The sequence below is a fragment of the Mesorhizobium sp. ES1-4 genome, assembly GCF_020164745.1.
Lineage (GTDB): Bacteria > Pseudomonadota > Alphaproteobacteria > Rhizobiales > Rhizobiaceae > Mesorhizobium.
Genome location: NZ_JAIUGV010000014.1, coordinates 32,842 through 49,526, shown reverse-complemented (window position 1 = coordinate 49,526; position 16,685 = coordinate 32,842). Strand labels below are relative to the sequence as shown.

Annotated in this window: 16 protein-coding genes; 8 read left to right on the top strand and 8 right to left on the bottom strand. The window is 60.0% G+C overall.

Going from position 1 to position 16,685, the window contains the following annotated elements:
- Nucleotides 1-14: 14 nt before the first annotated feature.
- Complete coding sequence (locus LB556_RS23985) at nucleotides 15-2,753, bottom strand: nitrate/nitrite transporter (protein WP_224570076.1); 2,739 nt, start codon at nucleotides 2,751-2,753, stop codon at nucleotides 15-17.
- 171 nt (nucleotides 2,754-2,924) lie between these two features.
- On the opposite strand from LB556_RS23985, the gene LB556_RS23980 reads away from it, so the two are divergent.
- On the top strand, nucleotides 2,925-3,647 hold the full coding sequence (locus tag LB556_RS23980) for a helix-turn-helix domain-containing protein (protein ID WP_224570075.1): 723 nt from the start codon (nucleotides 2,925-2,927) through the stop codon (nucleotides 3,645-3,647).
- A 718-nt stretch (nucleotides 3,648-4,365) separates the two neighbouring features.
- On the opposite strand, the gene LB556_RS23975 is transcribed toward LB556_RS23980, so the two are convergent.
- Nucleotides 4,366-5,529 (bottom strand): NnrS family protein, encoded by a 1,164-nt coding sequence (locus LB556_RS23975; RefSeq protein WP_224570074.1) that lies wholly within the window; start codon nucleotides 5,527-5,529, stop codon nucleotides 4,366-4,368.
- A 310-nt stretch (nucleotides 5,530-5,839) separates the two neighbouring features.
- Here LB556_RS23975 and LB556_RS23970 point away from each other — a divergent pair, with 310 nt between their 5' ends.
- Together LB556_RS23970 and LB556_RS23965 are read left to right on the top strand one after the other, a co-directional pair.
- On the top strand, nucleotides 5,840-6,229 hold the full coding sequence (locus LB556_RS23970) for a hypothetical protein (RefSeq protein ID WP_140892544.1): 390 nt from the start codon (nucleotides 5,840-5,842) through the stop codon (nucleotides 6,227-6,229).
- 155 nt (nucleotides 6,230-6,384) lie between these two features.
- Nucleotides 6,385-6,843, top strand: coding sequence for a plastocyanin/azurin family copper-binding protein (locus LB556_RS23965; RefSeq protein ID WP_224570165.1), 459 nt, complete (start codon nucleotides 6,385-6,387; stop codon nucleotides 6,841-6,843).
- A 61-nt stretch (nucleotides 6,844-6,904) separates the two neighbouring features.
- Here LB556_RS23965 and LB556_RS23960 read toward each other — a convergent pair whose 3' ends face one another.
- From LB556_RS23960 to LB556_RS23950, 3 genes are read right to left on the bottom strand one after another with little or no spacing between them, the layout of a single operon-like run.
- Nucleotides 6,905-7,159, bottom strand: a complete 255-nt coding sequence (locus LB556_RS23960; RefSeq protein WP_140892543.1) for a DUF2249 domain-containing protein — start codon at nucleotides 7,157-7,159, stop codon at nucleotides 6,905-6,907.
- Between the two features lie 37 nt (nucleotides 7,160-7,196).
- Nucleotides 7,197-7,781, bottom strand: coding sequence for a UbiX family flavin prenyltransferase (locus LB556_RS23955; protein WP_224570073.1), 585 nt, complete (start codon nucleotides 7,779-7,781; stop codon nucleotides 7,197-7,199).
- Complete coding sequence (locus LB556_RS23950) at nucleotides 7,778-9,286, bottom strand: UbiD family decarboxylase (RefSeq protein ID WP_224570072.1); 1,509 nt, start codon at nucleotides 9,284-9,286, stop codon at nucleotides 7,778-7,780. The genes LB556_RS23955 and LB556_RS23950 overlap by 4 nt, the downstream gene beginning before the upstream one ends.
- 196 nt (nucleotides 9,287-9,482) lie before the next feature.
- Here LB556_RS23950 and LB556_RS23945 point away from each other — a divergent pair, with 196 nt between their 5' ends.
- The 5 genes from LB556_RS23945 to mog are packed head-to-tail and all read left to right on the top strand — an operon-like array spanning nucleotide 9,483 to nucleotide 12,918.
- Nucleotides 9,483-9,926 carry a hypothetical protein gene (locus LB556_RS23945; RefSeq protein WP_224570071.1) on the top strand — a complete coding sequence of 148 codons (444 nt, stop codon included), beginning with the start codon at nucleotides 9,483-9,485 and terminating at the stop codon, nucleotides 9,924-9,926.
- A complete protein-coding gene (locus LB556_RS23940) occupies nucleotides 9,923-10,492 on the top strand; it encodes an SCP2 domain-containing protein (RefSeq protein ID WP_224570070.1) in 570 nt (189 codons plus the stop codon). Before LB556_RS23945 ends, LB556_RS23940 begins: the two co-directional genes overlap by 4 nt.
- On the top strand, nucleotides 10,489-11,487 hold the full coding sequence (locus LB556_RS23935) for a peptidase U32 family protein (RefSeq protein WP_224570069.1): 999 nt from the start codon (nucleotides 10,489-10,491) through the stop codon (nucleotides 11,485-11,487). The genes LB556_RS23940 and LB556_RS23935 overlap by 4 nt, the downstream gene beginning before the upstream one ends.
- A 4-nt stretch (nucleotides 11,488-11,491) precedes the next feature.
- On the top strand, nucleotides 11,492-12,391 hold the full coding sequence (locus tag LB556_RS23930) for a U32 family peptidase (RefSeq protein WP_224570164.1): 900 nt from the start codon (nucleotides 11,492-11,494) through the stop codon (nucleotides 12,389-12,391).
- Nucleotides 12,392-12,411: 20 nt separating this feature from the next.
- Nucleotides 12,412-12,918 carry a molybdopterin adenylyltransferase gene (gene mog / locus LB556_RS23925; protein WP_224570068.1) on the top strand — a complete coding sequence of 169 codons (507 nt, stop codon included), beginning with the start codon at nucleotides 12,412-12,414 and terminating at the stop codon, nucleotides 12,916-12,918.
- Between the two features lie 75 nt (nucleotides 12,919-12,993).
- Here mog and LB556_RS23920 read toward each other — a convergent pair whose 3' ends face one another.
- Genes LB556_RS23920 through LB556_RS23910 form a run of 3 tightly spaced genes read right to left on the bottom strand, consistent with a single transcriptional unit; the run spans nucleotide 12,994 to nucleotide 16,573 of the window.
- Nucleotides 12,994-15,243, bottom strand: coding sequence for a xanthine dehydrogenase family protein molybdopterin-binding subunit (locus LB556_RS23920; RefSeq protein ID WP_224570067.1), 2,250 nt, complete (start codon nucleotides 15,241-15,243; stop codon nucleotides 12,994-12,996).
- On the bottom strand, nucleotides 15,240-16,106 hold the full coding sequence (locus tag LB556_RS23915; protein ID WP_224570066.1) for an FAD binding domain-containing protein: 867 nt from the start codon (nucleotides 16,104-16,106) through the stop codon (nucleotides 15,240-15,242). The genes LB556_RS23920 and LB556_RS23915 overlap by 4 nt, the downstream gene beginning before the upstream one ends.
- The gene (locus LB556_RS23910) at nucleotides 16,103-16,573 is read right to left on the bottom strand and encodes a (2Fe-2S)-binding protein (protein WP_224570065.1); all 471 of its coding nucleotides are present in this window, start codon (nucleotides 16,571-16,573) and stop codon (nucleotides 16,103-16,105) included. Before LB556_RS23910 ends, LB556_RS23915 begins: the two co-directional genes overlap by 4 nt.
- Between the last annotated feature and the right edge of the window lie 112 nt (nucleotides 16,574-16,685).

Sequence of the window (16,685 nt, the reverse complement as noted above, 5' to 3'; positions counted from 1 at the left end):
GCTCTTGCCTTTGATTATTCGGCTGCGGCCGGATGGATGGACGCGCCGCGCTTGGCACGCTCGATATCGTGGAGAAGGCCACCCCTGCGGGTATAGACCGCCCAGGTGATGGCCAGGCAGCTGACGTAGAAGATCAAGAATCCCCAGAGCGCGGCGCTCGGCCCGCCCGTCAAGGCGATCGAACTGCCATAGCTCTTGGGGATGAAGAAGGCGCCGAAGGCTGCGATCGCCGATGTAAAGCCGGTGATGGCAGCGGATTCCTTCTCCGCTTGCCGACGGCGCGTCTCTGCATCCGCCGCGGGCATCAAGCGGCCAATCTCCTTGGCCATGATCACAGGGATCATCTGGAAGGTGGAGGCATTGCCGACACCAGTAGCAAAGAACAGCAGAAGGAACGCGGCGAAGAAGCCAAGAAATGCACCGGGTTGATCCTTGATGCCGATGAACCACAACACCCCCGCGGCACCCGCGATCATTACGACGAAGACCCAGAAGGTGACGCGCGCACCTCCATATTTGTCCGCAAGCCACCCAGTGCCCGAGCGTGACAGAGCACCGACGAGCGGGCCGAGGAAGGCGAACTGAAGCGCATTGACGTCCGGGAACAGCATCTTCGAGAGCAGTGGGAAACCCGCCGAATAGCCGATGAAAGACCCAAAGGTTCCAGTGTAGAGCCAGCACATGATCCAGTTGTGCCGGCGCTGGAAGATGACGGCCTGATCGGCGAACGACGCCTTGGCCGAGGCAATGTCGTTCATGCCGAACCAGGCCGCGAAAGCCGAGAGCGCAATAAACGGCACGAATACGAAGCCGGCATTCTGCAGCCATAGTGGCGCATCGCCCGTCGGTCCCTTGACCATGGCCGGATCGCCTCCGAGCCAGCCGAAGACCCCCGCTGTGATTGCCAGCGGCACCACGAACTGGACGACGCTCACACCGAGATTGCCGAGCCCGGCGTTGAGCGCTAGCGCATTGCCCTTTTCCGCCTTCGGGAAGAAGAAGGAGATATTGGCCATCGAAGAGGCGAAGTTACCGCCACCGAAGCCGCACAGCAGCGCCAGCATCAGCAGCACGACATAGGGCGTGTCAGGATTCTGCACTGCATAACCTATCCCGACCGCCGGGATGAGGAGCGACCAGGTCGTTAGGGTCGTCCAGAGCCTGCCGCCAAAGATCGGCACCATGAAGGAATAGAAGATGCGCAGCGTCGCGCCCGAGATTCCGGGCAGAGCTGCAAGCCAGAAGAGCTGGTCGGTGGTGAAGGTGAAGCCGACGAGCGGCAGCTTGGCGACGACGACGGACCATACCTGCCAGATGGCAAAAGAAAGGAGAAGCGCCGGGATCGAAAGCCATAGGTTGCGCCGTGCGATGCGGTGGCCGCTTTCAGCCCAGAATACCTTGTCCTCCGGACGCCAGTCGGTGAGAGCACCGCCCGATCGGGCTCCTATCACGGGCTTCGGCATGCCCTGCATTTCGGGGAACGGCGGGAGCTTGGCGAGGGCTTCGCCGGCGACCCCGCGTTCCATCTGGCGGATGGCGACGTGCATCCACAGGAGCGCACCAGTGACCAGGACAAAGAGCGCCATGAAGCAGCTCGTCCACAGGCCGGTGAGGTCAAGCAGCAAACCGAACAGGATCGGCAGCAGGAAGCCGCCCAGGCCGCCGATCATCCCGACAAGGCCGCCGACCGAGCCCACATGTTCGGGATAATAGACCGGGATGTGCTTGTAGACGGCTGCCTTGCCGAGGGCCATGAAGAAGCCGAGCACAAATATCGTGATGACGAAGCCGACGAGACTCATCTCCAGATGGAAGGAGGTCGCGCCGTTGATGCCGTGGACCACGTAGTCGGTCGGTGGGTATGCCAGGATAAAGGTCGCTATGGCTGAAACCAGGAACGTCCAGTAGAGCACGCGTCGCGCGCCAAAGCTGTCAGACAGGTGTCCGCCATAGGCGCGAAAGAGGCTCGCCGGCACCGAGAAGAAGGCCGCAATCATTCCAGCTGTCTTGATGTCGAGGCCGTAGACGTTGATGAGATATTGAGGCAGCCAGAGCGCGAGCGCGACAAAGGCGCCGAAGACGAAAAAATAGTAGAGCGCAAAGCGCCAGATCTGCACATTCTTCAACGGCTCAAGTTCGAGCCAGGCGCTTTTCGGCTTGATGCCGGACCGCCGCCGCTCGACGATAACCGGGTCATCCTCGGTCGTTAGCCAGAAGATGACGGCCATGATGACGAGGGCCGCTGCCCAGACCTGCGCCACGACCTGCCAGCCAAAGGCAACGAGGACGAAGGGAGCGAGGAACTTGGTGACAGCCGCTCCGACATTGCCCGCGCCAAAGATGCCAAGCGCTATACCTTGCCGCTCAGGTGGGAACCAGCGCGATACATAGGCAACACCAGACGCAAAGGAGCCGCCAGCTATGCCGACGCCGAGGGCAGCCACCAGCATTTGCGAATAAGTGTGAGCGTAGGACAGCAGAAATGTCGCGACGGCTGCGGCGAGCATATTCGTCGTGAAGACGATCCGGCCGCCATAACGGTCCGTCCAAATACCCAGCACCACCCTTATTAGGGAGCCTGTAAGAATCGGCGTTCCTATGAGCAAGCCGAATTGTGTTTCGCTGAGGCCGAGTTCCTGGCGGATACGGATGCCGATAATGGAGAAGATGGTCCAGACCGCGAAGCAGACCGTGAACGCTGCCGTGCTCGCACCTAGGATTTGACTGGACTTCGGATACACAGTCGTTTGCATCGTCGACGCCCCGCTTCGAGAGTTGGTCCCTAGGAGCGGAATCGTGTCCGCCTGAAGCCAAAATGGCCAAGGCGGCGTTCTGCAACATTGATCTAAATCAAAGACTGCTGTGACTTTTGTCACGAACGATGCAGCGGTCGTTGAGAGCGCCTCGGTCTAGGAGACAATCTGTTGCATCGAATAACGGATAAGGGCGTGGCACCGGAGGCGCTGCCGCTGTTTCGAGCGCTATCCGCGTCCAGGCGAACCGACCTACTGCGAAATGCCATGGTCCACGGTGTGGCCACCGGCACTGTCTTGTTCGAGCAAGGTGACGTGCCGAACTTCCAACTTATCGTGCTATCGGGATCAGCGCACTTGTTTGGACGATCCACCGAAGGCCGGGAAGTGTTGATCGAGGCCGTTCAGGCCCCTGACCTCATCATACCTGCTGCTGTAGTGACGGGTGCACCCTACCTCATGCAGGCACGCGTGCCTGAGCCTTCGCGTTTTCTGCTGGTTCATGCGGCGGCGTTTCGCGCAGCCGTGGAGGCGGACCCTTTGTTGGCACATGCGGTAATCGAAAGCCTTGCCCAACAATTTCGACGCATGGTCCGGCAGGTCAAGAACCTCAAGCTGAGATCCTCGACCCAGCGTGTCGGATGCTATCTCCTGGCCCTGTCGAAGCAGCAAGGCACGCCGGACAGAGCCGTTCTGCCGTTTGAGAAGACGCTCATCGCCTCGGAACTCGGCATAACCCGGGAATCTTTATCGCGTGCGCTGTCGCGTCTCGGGAGATCGTGCATTAGGGTCGACGGGCAGACGATAGCAATTCTTGACGCTCCCCGCATCGCCGCAGAATGCAAAGTCGACCCGCTTATCGACGGGGCAGATACCGCTGACTTCTTGGTCTGATTGACCGAAGTCATGGCAATCGTTGTTTTTGGTTGATCGAAGTCAACGCTTGTCCGTCATTCCTACAGTCTCCTCAATCCGTCGATGTAGGGAGAACGAATGTGCCAACGGACAGTTCAACAATCACCGTCCTAGTGTTGGAAGTCTTCGCCTTCTGCGCTGTGCTAGCCTATGCGTCTTTCAAATCGCGTCATAAGTCGCGCAAACAGCGCCGTGCGCTGATCAAAACGAGGTTGGACGAGAAGCGTCGCCAGAATTCAATCAAGCCGAAAGCCTGAAGCGCCAAATATGAGATGGCGGCCTGTTATCAAGGGAATCTTGAGGATTGGGCCTTGCTCATCCCGGTCGCTTTCAAATGATCCCAGCATTGGCTATCGTGCCGCGCGCAGCCTTGGTCCCTGGCAGCGGGGCGACACCATCATCTTGCCCAGACACCCATACCCTGGCCGGGGGCCGGAGTCTTTCTCTGCCTCTCCGTATTCACGGTCAGCCAACGTCGTTCGGACGGCGTCGAACCTCCATTTATCAGCCCGCTGCATGCCGCGACGCTAGTGCTTGCGCACTATCTGGTCCGGGGTGCTGTCCTGGCAAGTGACGGGCATCTATAGCCGGGAGCCTGACCGACGGGCGCTCGCGGTATCATTCGTCGGGCTGGCCATGATGCTAGCCGGCGCCGGCTGGCTTCTATTTTTCCGGCTCTGGTGAAGCCGGCGTTGCTTCATAATTGCGGGATGAGCATTCGACGGAACGCAACCAAGAACAGGCCGAAGGCGACAACCCACAGGGTGCTTGAAAGGCTCGTTAAAAGAGCGCCGTAGCTGGGCAACATATCGACCAGCAGGCGCGACAGGCAGCAGATCGTCATCGCTACGAACGCGCCGGCCGCCGGAACCGAAGACACGAAGGCGCGGCGGCTGTGCTTGCGAATCATGCTCGCCATAATGGCGAGGGCCATCGTGCCGATGGCACCGATCGTCCAGGCATGAATGGCGACCGCCTGCCCCAAGCGTTCCGGCACCAGAATGTGGATCGCAAGTAGTCCGAAACCTATGAAGATCCAACCATATCCAATGTGAAGTGCCAGAACTGTCGATGATGCCACGCTTTGCCAGCCGTTCCATTGGGCGGCTCGCGTCGCCTGGCTGCAGGCGGCAAGGGCGCAGGCAAGGCCGGTGAGTTGCGCCTGCGGCGCAACAACCCACAAACCAAAGGCGCACGCTGCTATAACCGCTGCTGCATACTCCAAAACGACGGAGCGATCGATGAAGATCCGACTGCCAGCGCTCTCGACATAGGCTGCCGTCAAAGCCGGAACGACCCGCCCTCCGATGATCATGACGAGGCCAACGATCGAAGCCAAGGCCAGCCGCAGCGCAAATTCAACTTGGTAGGACGCTGCCGCGAGCATGTTGCCGCCACAAAAGACAAGCAGCAAAAATAGTATCTTCAGGTTGCGGCGGTCACGGCTGGCGATCACCCGTCCTGCCGCAATCAAGAGGAGCGTCAGCACCAATAGCGCCGAGAGGGCTAGCCCGGCCGAATACGATAGAAACAGGAAAGTCCCCCGGCTGCACAGCCATAGGGCAACCAGCAAACGTGTTGTGAGCGGTGAGACCGCACGGCATCTTGTCCATCGGGGAAGCGCCGTCAGCAGAAAACCAGTCAAGATGGCTGGAACCATACCGAACAGAAGCACGTCGCGATGCCAATCGCCGGGAGAAATGCCTGTCGGACCCATGGCCTGTATTCCGAACGCCGACGGCAGCCAAACCGCCGCACCTACAATCGCATCCAGCCCCGCGATCAGAAAAAATGGCTGAAACGGCGCCGACGTCTGCTTCTGCTTCGCATCGAAAGTGAGCACACTCCCGTCAGTAGCCATGCAACAATTCCTCTACGAGGGATGACTGACACGGCATCCTCGTGTCGCTTCACAACCCACGTTGGCGGTCGGAAAAGCTCAGTCCGAAGGCAATACTGTCGATGATCGATCTCCGTGTTTGCTCCAGCGCAAACAGGCTGCAAAATGGTCGATTATAGTCAAAGAAATTTCGAGACCGGGCCGGCTGACGGGGAAGGCGATGCGTCTGTTTGCGTTGCGACTGGCCGCGCAACGTCTCGCCTCGCGCTGTGCCAATGGTTCTATTGGACGCCGCCAGATTTGATTGCCTTGCGACAGGAGCGAAGAAAATATGAAGCAGAACGTTCCATTGAGTAGCGTCGACGGGGGCACCCGGCGCTTTGCCGACATGACAGTTGTCGGTCGGCTGGCAAATTTGATCAAGGATGCCCGGCTCGACTGTGAGTGCCGTTCCAGGCTCGACGAGGCGCTGGTGCGATTTACGGCGCTGGAAGTCCGGCGCGCGGCACGCGAACATCTTTCCAACGCCCGCAGTCAACGCGAGCGCATAGAAGCCATTCTCTTCTTCCTGCAGGATCTCGATGAAATGGGCGCAACCGAACGGGATCGCAGCGTCTACATGGATTTCGCATTCCTGTTTGATGATATCGCGAGCACTGCAAAGGAAGGTGCATTTTCGATGCGGCAACTCAGTTTATCCCCGGTGCAGACCCCGCCATAGGTGGTCCGCCGTAAGAGCTGGTGAGGGCAGCAGCCGTCCCTGGGCCCCGGTTCCAGCGATCTACCGGAGTGTGCGGTCACCTCCGGTACGGGTGAAACTCAGCACATTTCGCAAGGAGAAATCGCGTGAAGAAATGCACGATACCAACAGTCGCCATGGTTCTCTTCGCCGTCCCGGCGCTTGCTGCAGGAATGTATTCCGGCACTCATGGCGGCCATGAAATGATGACCATCGGTAAGCCTGGCGTGGCGGCCAAAGTAGACCGGACCATCAGGATAGGCATGATCGAGAACGCAGATGGATCGATGGCGTTCGATCCGGTTTCAGTCACCGTGAAACAGGGCGAGACGGTGCGTCTCGCCCTCACCAACGAAGGCGAATACGACCACGAATTTGTAATGGATACGCATGAGCAGGTGATGGAGCATAAGGCCGGGATGGAGAGACTTCCTGACATGTCACATGTCGACCTCAATGCGACCCGCATCGCCCCCCAAGGAGAAGGCGAGATCATCTGGACCTTCACCAGCCCCGGCCAATTCGACTTCGCCTGCTTGATTCCGGGGCACTACGAGCTTGGAATGAAGGGGACCCTCACCGTCACTGCCAACTGAGCCTTGAAGTGACCAGATCAGTTTGACCGACGTATGCTATCTCATTTAGTTGGGTTCGACATTACCGCGCCGATTCTGGTCTTCCTATCTCGATCAGCCAATCTGGTGGCCCCGATCTAAGGCAAACCCAAATGTGCTCGCCGGCAAAGAACGCCTCGAACTGACGCCTGAGTTTATCGGGATCGAAATCGAGAACGACCACGAATGTTTGACCGGGATTGAGTCCGTCGAACATTGACAAGACGGCGGACTGCTTCCTTTCAGGTGGAAGTCTCCGCACGTCATACGTCGCGCCTTTCGACGTCTGGAAGTTCATTGCAATCCTTGCCCGGTGAGCAAATCCATCAGGACGATCACGCGACGGCGACTTTCTGTTCGCCCCAACGCGTCAGCTTGTTGCCTGGGTCCACGCCGGCCCAGCTGACCAGCCGGGCAGCCATCTCGACCACCATTTCCTCAATCGAGGCCAGCTTGACATAGAATGGCGGCACTGGCGGCGCGATGATCGCCCCCATCCGCGCCAGCCGGAGCATCGCGTCAAGGTGCCCTTCATGCAGCGGCGCCTCGCGCGGCACGATGACCAACCGGCGCTTTTCCTTCAGGACGACGTCGGCGGCCCTGGTGACAAGGTTGTCGCCCAAACCGTGCGCCATGGCCGCCAAGGTCCGCATCGAACAGGGAACGACGATCATGCCATCAGTTCTGAAAGAGCCACTGGCAATGGGCGCAGCCAGATCCTGATAGGAATATGCGTGGTTGGCGGCAGAGGTCAGTTGGGCAAGGCCGTCGGTGCCCAGTTCATGAGCGATTGTCATGCGCGCACCCTTCGAGGCGACGAGATGCGTCTCAACCCCGGCCCTGACCAACTGACGGATGGTCTCTAGTGCGAGCACGGAGCCGGATGCACCAGTGACACCGACAATCAAGCGTTTGGTCATTCTTGCACCTGGGCGGTCGTTTGCGAAAAAATCTCGTTCCATCGCTGTGATACCTGCTCCTCAATGTGCGCTGACATCTTCAGCTCCTCTCCCCATTCGCGAGAGGTCTCGGATCCGATCTTGCGCGTTGCGTCGAACCCGACCTTTCCCCCAAGTCCTTCGAGCGGCGACGCGAAGTCGAGCTGGTCGATAGGGGTCCGATCCACCTGCATCAGATCGCGCGAGGGATCCATGCGGGTGGCAACCGCCCACATCACGTCCGGCCATGATCGAATGTCGATGTCGTCATCCACCACGACGATCATCTTGGTCATCGAGAACTGCGGCAGCAGGGACCAGAACCCCATCATCACGCGCCTGGCCTGTCCGGCATATTTCTTGGCGATCGAGATAACGGCAATCCTGTAAGAGCAGGCTTCCGGTGGAAGCCACACGTCGACAATCTCGGGTATCTGCTGGCGCAACAGCGGCTTGTACACGTCAAGCAACGCGTCGCCGAGGACCGAGGGCTCGTCGGGTGCGCGCCCGGTGAAGGTGGTCAGGTAATTTGCCCCGTCACGGACGCGAACGCGCTTGAGGTTGAATACGGGGTATCGTTCTGGCGCGTTGTAATATCCGGTGTGGTCGCCGAAGGGTCCCTCCAACGCCGTTTCTGTTGGAGAGACGACACCTTCAAGCACGATTTCCGCACTGGTTGGCGCGTGAAGCATGATGCTCTTGCACGGCGCCAATCCGACTCGGCGGTTGTTGATCATCCCAGACAGCGCCAGCTCCGACACGCCTTCGGGCGCCGGCATCACCGACGCGATCAACGTGGCTGGGTCCGCCCCGATGATAACAGCCACCGGCATCTCAAGGCCCCGCGCCTGCCACATGCGATGGTGGGCGGCGCCACCTCGCATGGGCAGCCATCGTATGATGGCGCGATCACGAGCAAGCACCTGCATGCGATATACGCCCAGATTGTATGTGCTCGGATCGTCCTCGCCAGGTGGGCGAGTGATAACCACGGGCCACGTTATCAAGGGGCCGGCGTCTCCTGGCCAACAAGTCTGGACGGGAAGAAGTGAAAAATCCGGATCGGCATCCCGCCACTCTCCGGGCGGGTAGACGATCTTCGGCCGCGCGACGAGTGCGCCGCGCGCGGCGGGCAGCATCTGTCGGGCTTGACGAAGGTTCTGTGGGGCCTGAGGCGACCTCATCCACGCAAGGAGTGCGCCGAGGGTCTCCAGTCCGTGAAGGTCGGTGCCAAGGGCCCAAGCGACGCGTTCCCGGGTGCCGAAGAGATTTGCGACGACAGGAAGGGGCGACCTGACGCCACGGTCGTCGATGGGCGTGGTCAGGCGCAGCACCGGGCCCTTCGAGGCAATCACCCGCCTGTGTATCTCGGTCAATTCGAGCCGTGTCGAAACAGGGACCCCAACTTCCTGTAGTTGCCCGTTCCGATCGAGGTACGAAAGGAACGAACCGAGATTTGAAAACGAAGGGAGGCAACGCTGATGCATGGCGAAATCCGGCTCGACCGGTCCGTCGGCCCTGTGAATTCTGCCATGAGCGCTGACGAAGAACTTTGCGCTAGCGCAAAGAGGGATCGATCCGTCCGCGCTATTTTCCAAACAACGGTTCTATGCAAGCCGGTCGCCCTTCGATGTCGAAGGAGGGCGGACATCATCGGCGGCATCAGGCAAGAGAGGATTTCACATGGCTGGCAGCCTCATCGGTGACACCGTCGGAGCCCTGCAATCCGCAATTGCCCTTCTCGCGGACCGTCGTCGGAGCAGAGCGACAAGAAGGGAATTTTTGGCGCTCGGGGCGGATGAATGCACAGGCATCCTGGACAACATCGGCTTGACGCGAAGCGATTTCGACGACGCCATGCGGCTGCCTTATGCGTCGGAAGACGTGCTGTCTTTGGCGATGCTTTCGATCGGCATCGATCCGGACAGGTTCGAGTCGCGGAAAATGGCTCGCAATCGCTTCATGTCACGGACCTGCATCACCTGCCCGCACCGCCGCCAGTGTCACAGTCACATGGCTGCCTTCGATTTCGAAAGCCACTATCAGGATTTCTGTCCCAATAGAGATAATTTTGCAGAACTGCTCGGCGAAGGGCACAGCACCCTTTCCGCCGCAAAATCCTCTTGATCGGCCAAAACGTGCAAATGGTCCCGGGAAACACCGATGCAAAATTGCCAGCTGTCTTTCGCCTTCTTTTCCCGGTCATCGCCGGGGTGCCACTTGGGCCCCTGCTAACGCTGTCCTTGCGCTCCCTGGCTGGGCGGGAACCTCGACTGTTCGAGCGACTGGGCGAACACCGTTCGGCTTGCTATTTCATCGACCCGATTGACCTCGCCTTCGCATTTACCGTCGTGCCGGACGGAGAGCGCTCAATCGTGCGTGTCGTGCGGAAAAGCGAGACCGCGACGTCAAGCGTCCAGATCAGGGGACCTATTCTGACACTGTTGAGCCTGCTCGACGGCACGCTCGATGGCGACGCGCTTTTCTTCAGCCGGATCATCTCGATCAGCGGCCGCACGGAGGCGGTGCTCGCACTGAGGAACACGATCGAGGATGCCGAGCTTCGCCCGGCGGATCTGCTCGGCTTGCGCGGCGCGCTGGCTCGTCTTGTCGATACGGGAATTCTCGGCGCGCTGGGTATTGCGCGCCAATTGGCCGATCCTAACTCCAGACGCAAGGCACCAGAGGCATGACAAGCGGACGCATGGAACTTGTCTGCCCGGCCGGAACCCCCGCTACGTTGAGGGCAGCCGTCCAGGCAGGCGCGGACGCAGTCTATTGCGGATTTCGCGACGAAACGAATGCCCGGAATTTCCCGGGACTCAACTTCTCTGGGGAAGAACTGGCCGAGGGCGTCCGCTTCGCGCATGACCACGGCAGCAAGGTTCTGGTCGCTATCAACACCTTCGCGCGGGTCAATGATGTCGTCCTGTGGAAGAGGGCCGCGGACATGGCGGCCGAATGCGGCGCCAACGCGATCATCGCGGCGGACATCGCCGTCCTCGATCACGTCGCGAAAAACCATAAGCAAGTTCGTCTTCATCTCTCCGTACAGGCAGCGGCCGCGACGCCGGAAGCAATCGGATTCTATGCGACCAGTTTCGGCGTCCGTCGCGTCGTGCTGCCGCGGGTGCTTTCGGTCCAGGAGATCGCCGCGCTCAACCGTGCGATCGACGTAGAGACGGAGGCATTCGTGTTCGGCGGCCTTTGCGTGATGATCGAAGGCCGCTGCTACCTCTCTTCATACGCCACGGGAAAATCGCCAAATCTGAATGGTGTCTGCTCCCCACCCGAAATGGTTAGCTACGACGACGAACCGAGCAGCACGGCGGCACGGCTTTCAGGGTTCACGATCGATCGGTACGAGCCTGGCGAGCCAGTGGGCTACCCCACATTGTGCAAGGGCAAATTCAAGGCCGGCGACAAGACCTCCTACTTGTTCGAGGACCCCGTCAGCCTGAACGCCGGCGGGATGATTGCCGGGCTGAAAGCCGCCGGCGTAACCGCCTTGAAGATCGAAGGACGCCAGCGTGGCAAAGGTTACGTGACGGAAGTGGTCCGCGCCTTCCGAAAAGCCGTTGACGCCGTCGAGCAAGGTGGCGACGCGATCGAGATCGATCGGATTCTTGCTGGCCAGTCGGAAGGTTCCCGGCAGACGGCAGGAGCGTACAGCAAGAAGTGGAGATAGCACCGTGTCTGGAATCGCGTTGACGCTTGGGCCCGTCTTCTTCCATTGGTCGCCTGACCGCCTCTTGGATTTCTACCGCAGGATAGCTGACGAGGCTCCGATCGACCGGGTTCACGTCGGTGAAGTCGTCTGCGGAAAGCGGATGCCGTTTTCAGATCCCGCATGGCCCGAGATCATCGAGCGGCTGGAGCGTGCGGGAAAGGAAGTGGTGCTGTCCACGCTGGCGGCGCCAGCGACCGTCCGGGAACGCAAAAGCATTGAAGAGCTTTGCGCCGACGAGAGGCTAATCGAAATCAACGATGTCACTGCCCTGCCGTCGCGCGCCGGCATGCCGTTCGTTAGCGGCCCGTTCCTGAACGTCTATAATGAGGCTTCCGCACAATTCCTGATCCAGCGCGGTGCCACAACGATATGCCCGCCTGTGGAATTGTCGCTTGCCGCCATTGGCGACCTGGCCCGCTCGTGCCCCGATGCGGAGTTCGAGATCTTCGCCTTTGGCCGGCTGCCGCTCGCGCTTTCCGGCCGATGCTATCACGCGCGCATCCACGGCCTTCACAAGGATTCCTGCCAGTTTACCTGCGAACGAGACCCGGATGGTCTTGCCGTAGACACGCTCGACGACCAGCAGTTCCTCGCGATCAATGGCGTGCAGACGCTCTCCAACCAGGTGCAGGCCTTCTGCCCGGCACCCGCGGATCTTACCTCCAGAGGCGTCCGGCGTATCCGCCTGTCTCCGCACACGTGCGACATGGTCGAGTTAGCGAAGACCTATAGAGCGCTTGCCGACGGGAGGGAGCATCCCAAGGATGCCCTATTTATACTTTCGTGCCTCGATCTGCCCGGCACGCTGGTCGATGGCTACTTCCATGCCAGGCCAGGATGGCAAGCAACCGCTTCAATCTGAAGACGGACATCGAACAATAAATGACCCAGATCGCAATCGTCACGGTGTCGGACCGCTCAAGCCGCGGCGACTACGAAGATCTTGGCGGACCCGCCATAGAGCGTTGGCTTCGCCGCGTCTTGGCAACACCCTGTGATTTCATCCGCCACATTGTCCCTGACGGACTGGAGAGCGTCCGGGATGTGCTCGTCGAGCTTTGCGATCAGCGCGGGGTCGATCTGGTCCTTACAACGGGAGGAACCGGACCTTCTCCCCGAGATCTCACTCCCGAAGCCATGCAGCAAGTCGTCACCAAGGAGCTTCTCGGTTTTGGAGAACTCATGAGGCAGGCCAGCTTGCAGTATGTGCGCACGGCAATCCTTTCGCGTCAGACCGCTGGAGTGCGCGGCCGTTCACTGATCATAAATCTGCCAGGTAAGCCAACCTCAATCGATGTGTGCCTGAACGCGGTCTTTCCTGCCGTACCGTACTGTCTCGAGCTGATCGGCGCCGGTTCGATCATTGTAGATCCAGCAATGTTTGAATAACGACTTGCAAAGGATGGCGCGTATGCTGACCAGTCGTCGTACCATCACCGTTCAAATGATCGCGAGTATGGATTTTCATAAGTTCATAGCGGCGAGCACACGTTCGGGGGTTACTGGCAAATGAGTAAGTTCGGTGCCAAGTGCATTGTTGACAGCATTGACTACCGCCGCAGCAACCGGAATTGTCGCGATCTCACCCACGGCCTTGGCGCCGAACGGACCGGTCGGCTCACCCTCTTCGATCAGCAGGACACGCATCGGCGGCATCACGGAGGCATTGGCCAAGGTATAGCGGCTGAAGCTGTCGCCACGCATCCGGCCAGTGAGCGGGTCGATAGCAACATCCTCGTAAAGGGCATATCCGACACCGATCTGGATTCCTCCATGGATTTGCCCCTCTACGAGCATTGGGTTGATCGCGCGGCCGACGTCGTGAACCGCGAGATAGTCCGTCACGCGCACTCGTCCGGTGAGTGTGTCGACTTCTACTTCCGCAAAATGCGCCGCATATGAGCCCGGATTGGCTTGGGCACGATAGGTTTCAGTTGCCGCGGGCAAGTCCGCCCCGCGCGCGAAAAGGCGACCGGCAAGCTCAGCGAGCGTAAGACCTGAGCCGTCCGGACGGCATGCCGCGCCCGCCGCAAGTCGCAAGTCGCCCGCTTCGGCATTCAATTCCAGCCCTGCTGCCGTCCGGATGGCCGCCGCGAGAACGGTTCCTGCCCGTCGGATAGCTTCGCCGCAGATATACGTCATGCGACTTGCCCGCGTGCCAAGGTCATAGGGGCAGGTATCGGTATCGGCCGGTACGATGACGATGTCGCAAGCCCGCAGGCCCAGCGTCTCGCCGGCGATCTGTGCAAGTGTCGTGTCGGCGCCGCAACCGAGATCATGCAGAGCGCAGACGAGCTCGGCTCGCCCCCTGGGCAGAAGCCGCAACGTAGCAGTAGTCTCCTCATGAAAGCCCGGATAACAGCCGTTGATGTGAGTGGCAGCGGCGACGCCCACTCCGCGGCGCCATCTTCCGGCGCCGGTGCCAATCTGCCAGCGTGCGCTCCAGTCGAATGCAGCAGCTCCGCGCATCAGGCAGTCCCGCCCGCGGGCGTTTCCGACGTCAAGTCCCTGCAGGGGTTCGATCGCGCCAGGGCCAACGAGATTTCTCAGCCGCAGGATTACTGGATCCATTCTCAGCCGCCTCGCGGCAATATCCAGCGTAATCTCGGCTACCGTATGTATTTGCGGCGAGCCGTAACCGCGAAACGCACCCGAAGGAGTTGTATTCGTATAGACAGCACGTCCACGGTAGCGCTCGGCCGGGACGTCATATAGCCGGACGAGCCGTTGGAGCATCGAACTCGGCAGGTAGTTGCCTCCAGTGCAGTAGGCACCAACATCCACCAGCGTTTCTGTGTCACGTGCAAGGATTCGACCGTCCGAGCTGAGCCCGATCCGCATCCGGCCTGTCACGCTTGACCGCGTGCGGGTTGCCGTAAAGGTCTCATGGCGGTTGTAGCGGATCACGACCGGTCGCCGAAGAGTCAGCGCAAAGAAGGCGCACAAGGGATCAAGGATCGGCTCAGCCTTGCCGCCGAAGGAGCCGCCGATGGGGGTCTTCATCACCCTTATCTTCTCTTGCGGCAAGTTCAGTGCCTGCGCGACGACTGCCTGCACGGCAAAGACGCTCTGGCATGGGGAAAGAACCAGGATACGACCGTCAGGTTCAGGTCTGGCGATGCAGGCATGAGTCTCTATGGCACAGTGGTGGCTGCGCGGAGTTGTGATGCGCGCTTCAACGATCAGATCGGCCGCGGCAAATCCAGCCTCCGGATTGCCGTGTATGAAGACCTCATCGGCGACAGGGTTCCTGAAAGTGGGGATGTCGTCCTCTCGCAAGGCGTGCCCGGCATGTGTCAGTGCGGCTTCTGGAGCAAATATAGGAGGGAGATCAACGTACTCCACCGCGATCAGACGTGCCGCATGGCGAGCTATCTCCTCCGTGTCCGCCACCACCGCCGCAACCCGGTCGCCTATATGGCGCGCCACGGGCGCGAACATACGCTCGTCCTTCAACGCGTCCTGCCCCGCAAACCAGATCGAACTATTGTAATGGTGCGCCGGTGTATTTTCGTGCCAGAAAACAGCTCGTACCCCTTCGACCGCCAGCGCAGCGTGAGCATTCACATAGGCGACCCGGGCGTGAGCACGCGGACTGAAAAGCAGTCCGCAATGCAGCAACCCATCGAGGTTCATATCCGCCGTGAAGCGCAGCGCACCGGTAACCTTTTCCACACCGTCGATGAGCGGTACCCGGCAGGAGATCTGATTCATTCGACGGCTTCCTCGAAAAGCCGATCACGCGGGCTCAATCCCAGCGCCTGCGCAATCAGATCAAGCCCCAGTCCAGCGATCGCCCGACGCTTGTAAAGCTGCGAATTTCGGCCAGGAATTGCGGCGTCGACTTCAGCAGCCAGCGTAGACAGGAAGTCCCGCAACACAGCGGCCTCCAGTTTGCGGCCAGAGAGTGCTGCCTCTGCGAAGGATAAGATCAGCGGAGCGTGACTAAGCGCACCGGCCGCTATCCGCACAGCGCCAAAACAACCATTCTGGAAATCGGCCAGCAATGCGAGATTGAGACGCGAAATGGCCAAATCCTCTCGAGGCCCGAGCTTGACGAAGGCGCTCCGCCGCAGAAGGCCAGCCCCTGGCAGTATCACGTCCGTGATCAGACCGTGGGCTGGCGTATAATCGCCCAGAAGGATTTCGCTCTGCATACCGTCCCGGCCAATCAGCCTCAGCAGCGCTCCTGCAACAGTCAGCACAGGCATGAGATCGGCAGCGGGAGCTGCATTGGCGATGTTGCCTCCGATGGTAGCACGGTTGCGGATCTGGACAGAGCCGCATTGTGCCGCCGCGTTGCAAAGGGCGGGCAATCTGGCTCTGAGCCCAGGATGCGAGGCGACTGTCGCGACAGTGGTCGCAGCCCCGATACAAATGTCCGAGCCATCCGTGGAAATGAAGGCCATATCCGCGACACGTGTAATATCAATCAACAATCCGGCTTCCGGCAGCGCGCGACCGGCAATCAACATATCCGTTCCTCCGGCGAGGAAACGCACTGGATTCATCGAGGAAACGATCGCTGCCCGCAGTTCGGCAACGTCGGCAGGAACGGCTATGGCGAGCGGCATCATCGCCCCATTCCTTGCCGCACGGCAGATTCGGAAAAGACGGCCTGCACTATGGTCTCGAACCCCGTGCAGCGGCAGATATTGCCTGCCAACCCATGGCGGATCTCTCCTTCATCAGGGCAAGGATTGGCGCGCAACAGGCCTTCGGCAGCGAGAACCATGCCGGGCGTGCAATAGCCGCACTGCACAGCCCCCACGTCCAGAAACGCTTGTTGCAGCCCAGTGATATCAGCCTTGCCGAGTCCTTCGATCGTGAGGATCTCGTGTCCTTGGGCCTGGAAAGCGAGCATCAAACAGGAATTGACCGGCTTCTGGTCCAGAAGCACCGTGCAGGCGCCACATTCGCCCTCACAGCAGCCTTCCTTGAGACCCGTCAGGCCAAGAACATCACGCAGAAATCCGCTCAACCGCAGCAGGGGCAAAATCTCAGTCTCGATGGCTGAACCGTTTACCGTTAGCGACACCTTCATGCGTAAACCTCCCGATCATCATTATCCCAAAGGCCGGCAGCCCCGGATCCAAGCCGACTGATGCGTGTAAAATTCAGAAGAAGACTCTTTCGCCGCTATCCGCCGCAATTAC

Excerpts from the sequence above, each read along its gene's own strand:
- LB556_RS23985 (WP_224570076.1), bottom strand. The coding sequence starts at position 2,753 with ATGCAAACGACTGTGTATCCGAAGTCCAGTCAAATCCTAGGTGCGAGC.
- LB556_RS23975 (WP_224570074.1), bottom strand. The coding sequence starts at position 5,529 with ATGGCTACTGACGGGAGTGTGCTCACTTTCGATGCGAAGCAGAAGCAG.
- LB556_RS23970 (WP_140892544.1), top strand. The coding sequence starts at position 5,840 with ATGAAGCAGAACGTTCCATTGAGTAGCGTCGACGGGGGCACCCGGCGC.
- LB556_RS23965 (WP_224570165.1), top strand. The coding sequence starts at position 6,385 with ATGGTTCTCTTCGCCGTCCCGGCGCTTGCTGCAGGAATGTATTCCGGC.
- LB556_RS23960 (WP_140892543.1), bottom strand. The coding sequence starts at position 7,159 with ATGAACTTCCAGACGTCGAAAGGCGCGACGTATGACGTGCGGAGACTT.
- LB556_RS23955 (WP_224570073.1), bottom strand. The coding sequence starts at position 7,781 with ATGACCAAACGCTTGATTGTCGGTGTCACTGGTGCATCCGGCTCCGTG.
- LB556_RS23950 (WP_224570072.1), bottom strand. The coding sequence starts at position 9,286 with ATGCATCAGCGTTGCCTCCCTTCGTTTTCAAATCTCGGTTCGTTCCTT.
- LB556_RS23945 (WP_224570071.1), top strand. The coding sequence starts at position 9,483 with ATGGCTGGCAGCCTCATCGGTGACACCGTCGGAGCCCTGCAATCCGCA.
- LB556_RS23935 (WP_224570069.1), top strand. The coding sequence starts at position 10,489 with ATGACAAGCGGACGCATGGAACTTGTCTGCCCGGCCGGAACCCCCGCT.
- mog (WP_224570068.1), top strand. The coding sequence starts at position 12,412 with ATGACCCAGATCGCAATCGTCACGGTGTCGGACCGCTCAAGCCGCGGC.
- LB556_RS23920 (WP_224570067.1), bottom strand. The coding sequence starts at position 15,243 with ATGAATCAGATCTCCTGCCGGGTACCGCTCATCGACGGTGTGGAAAAG.
- LB556_RS23915 (WP_224570066.1), bottom strand. The coding sequence starts at position 16,106 with ATGATGCCGCTCGCCATAGCCGTTCCTGCCGACGTTGCCGAACTGCGG.
- LB556_RS23910 (WP_224570065.1), bottom strand. The coding sequence starts at position 16,573 with ATGAAGGTGTCGCTAACGGTAAACGGTTCAGCCATCGAGACTGAGATT.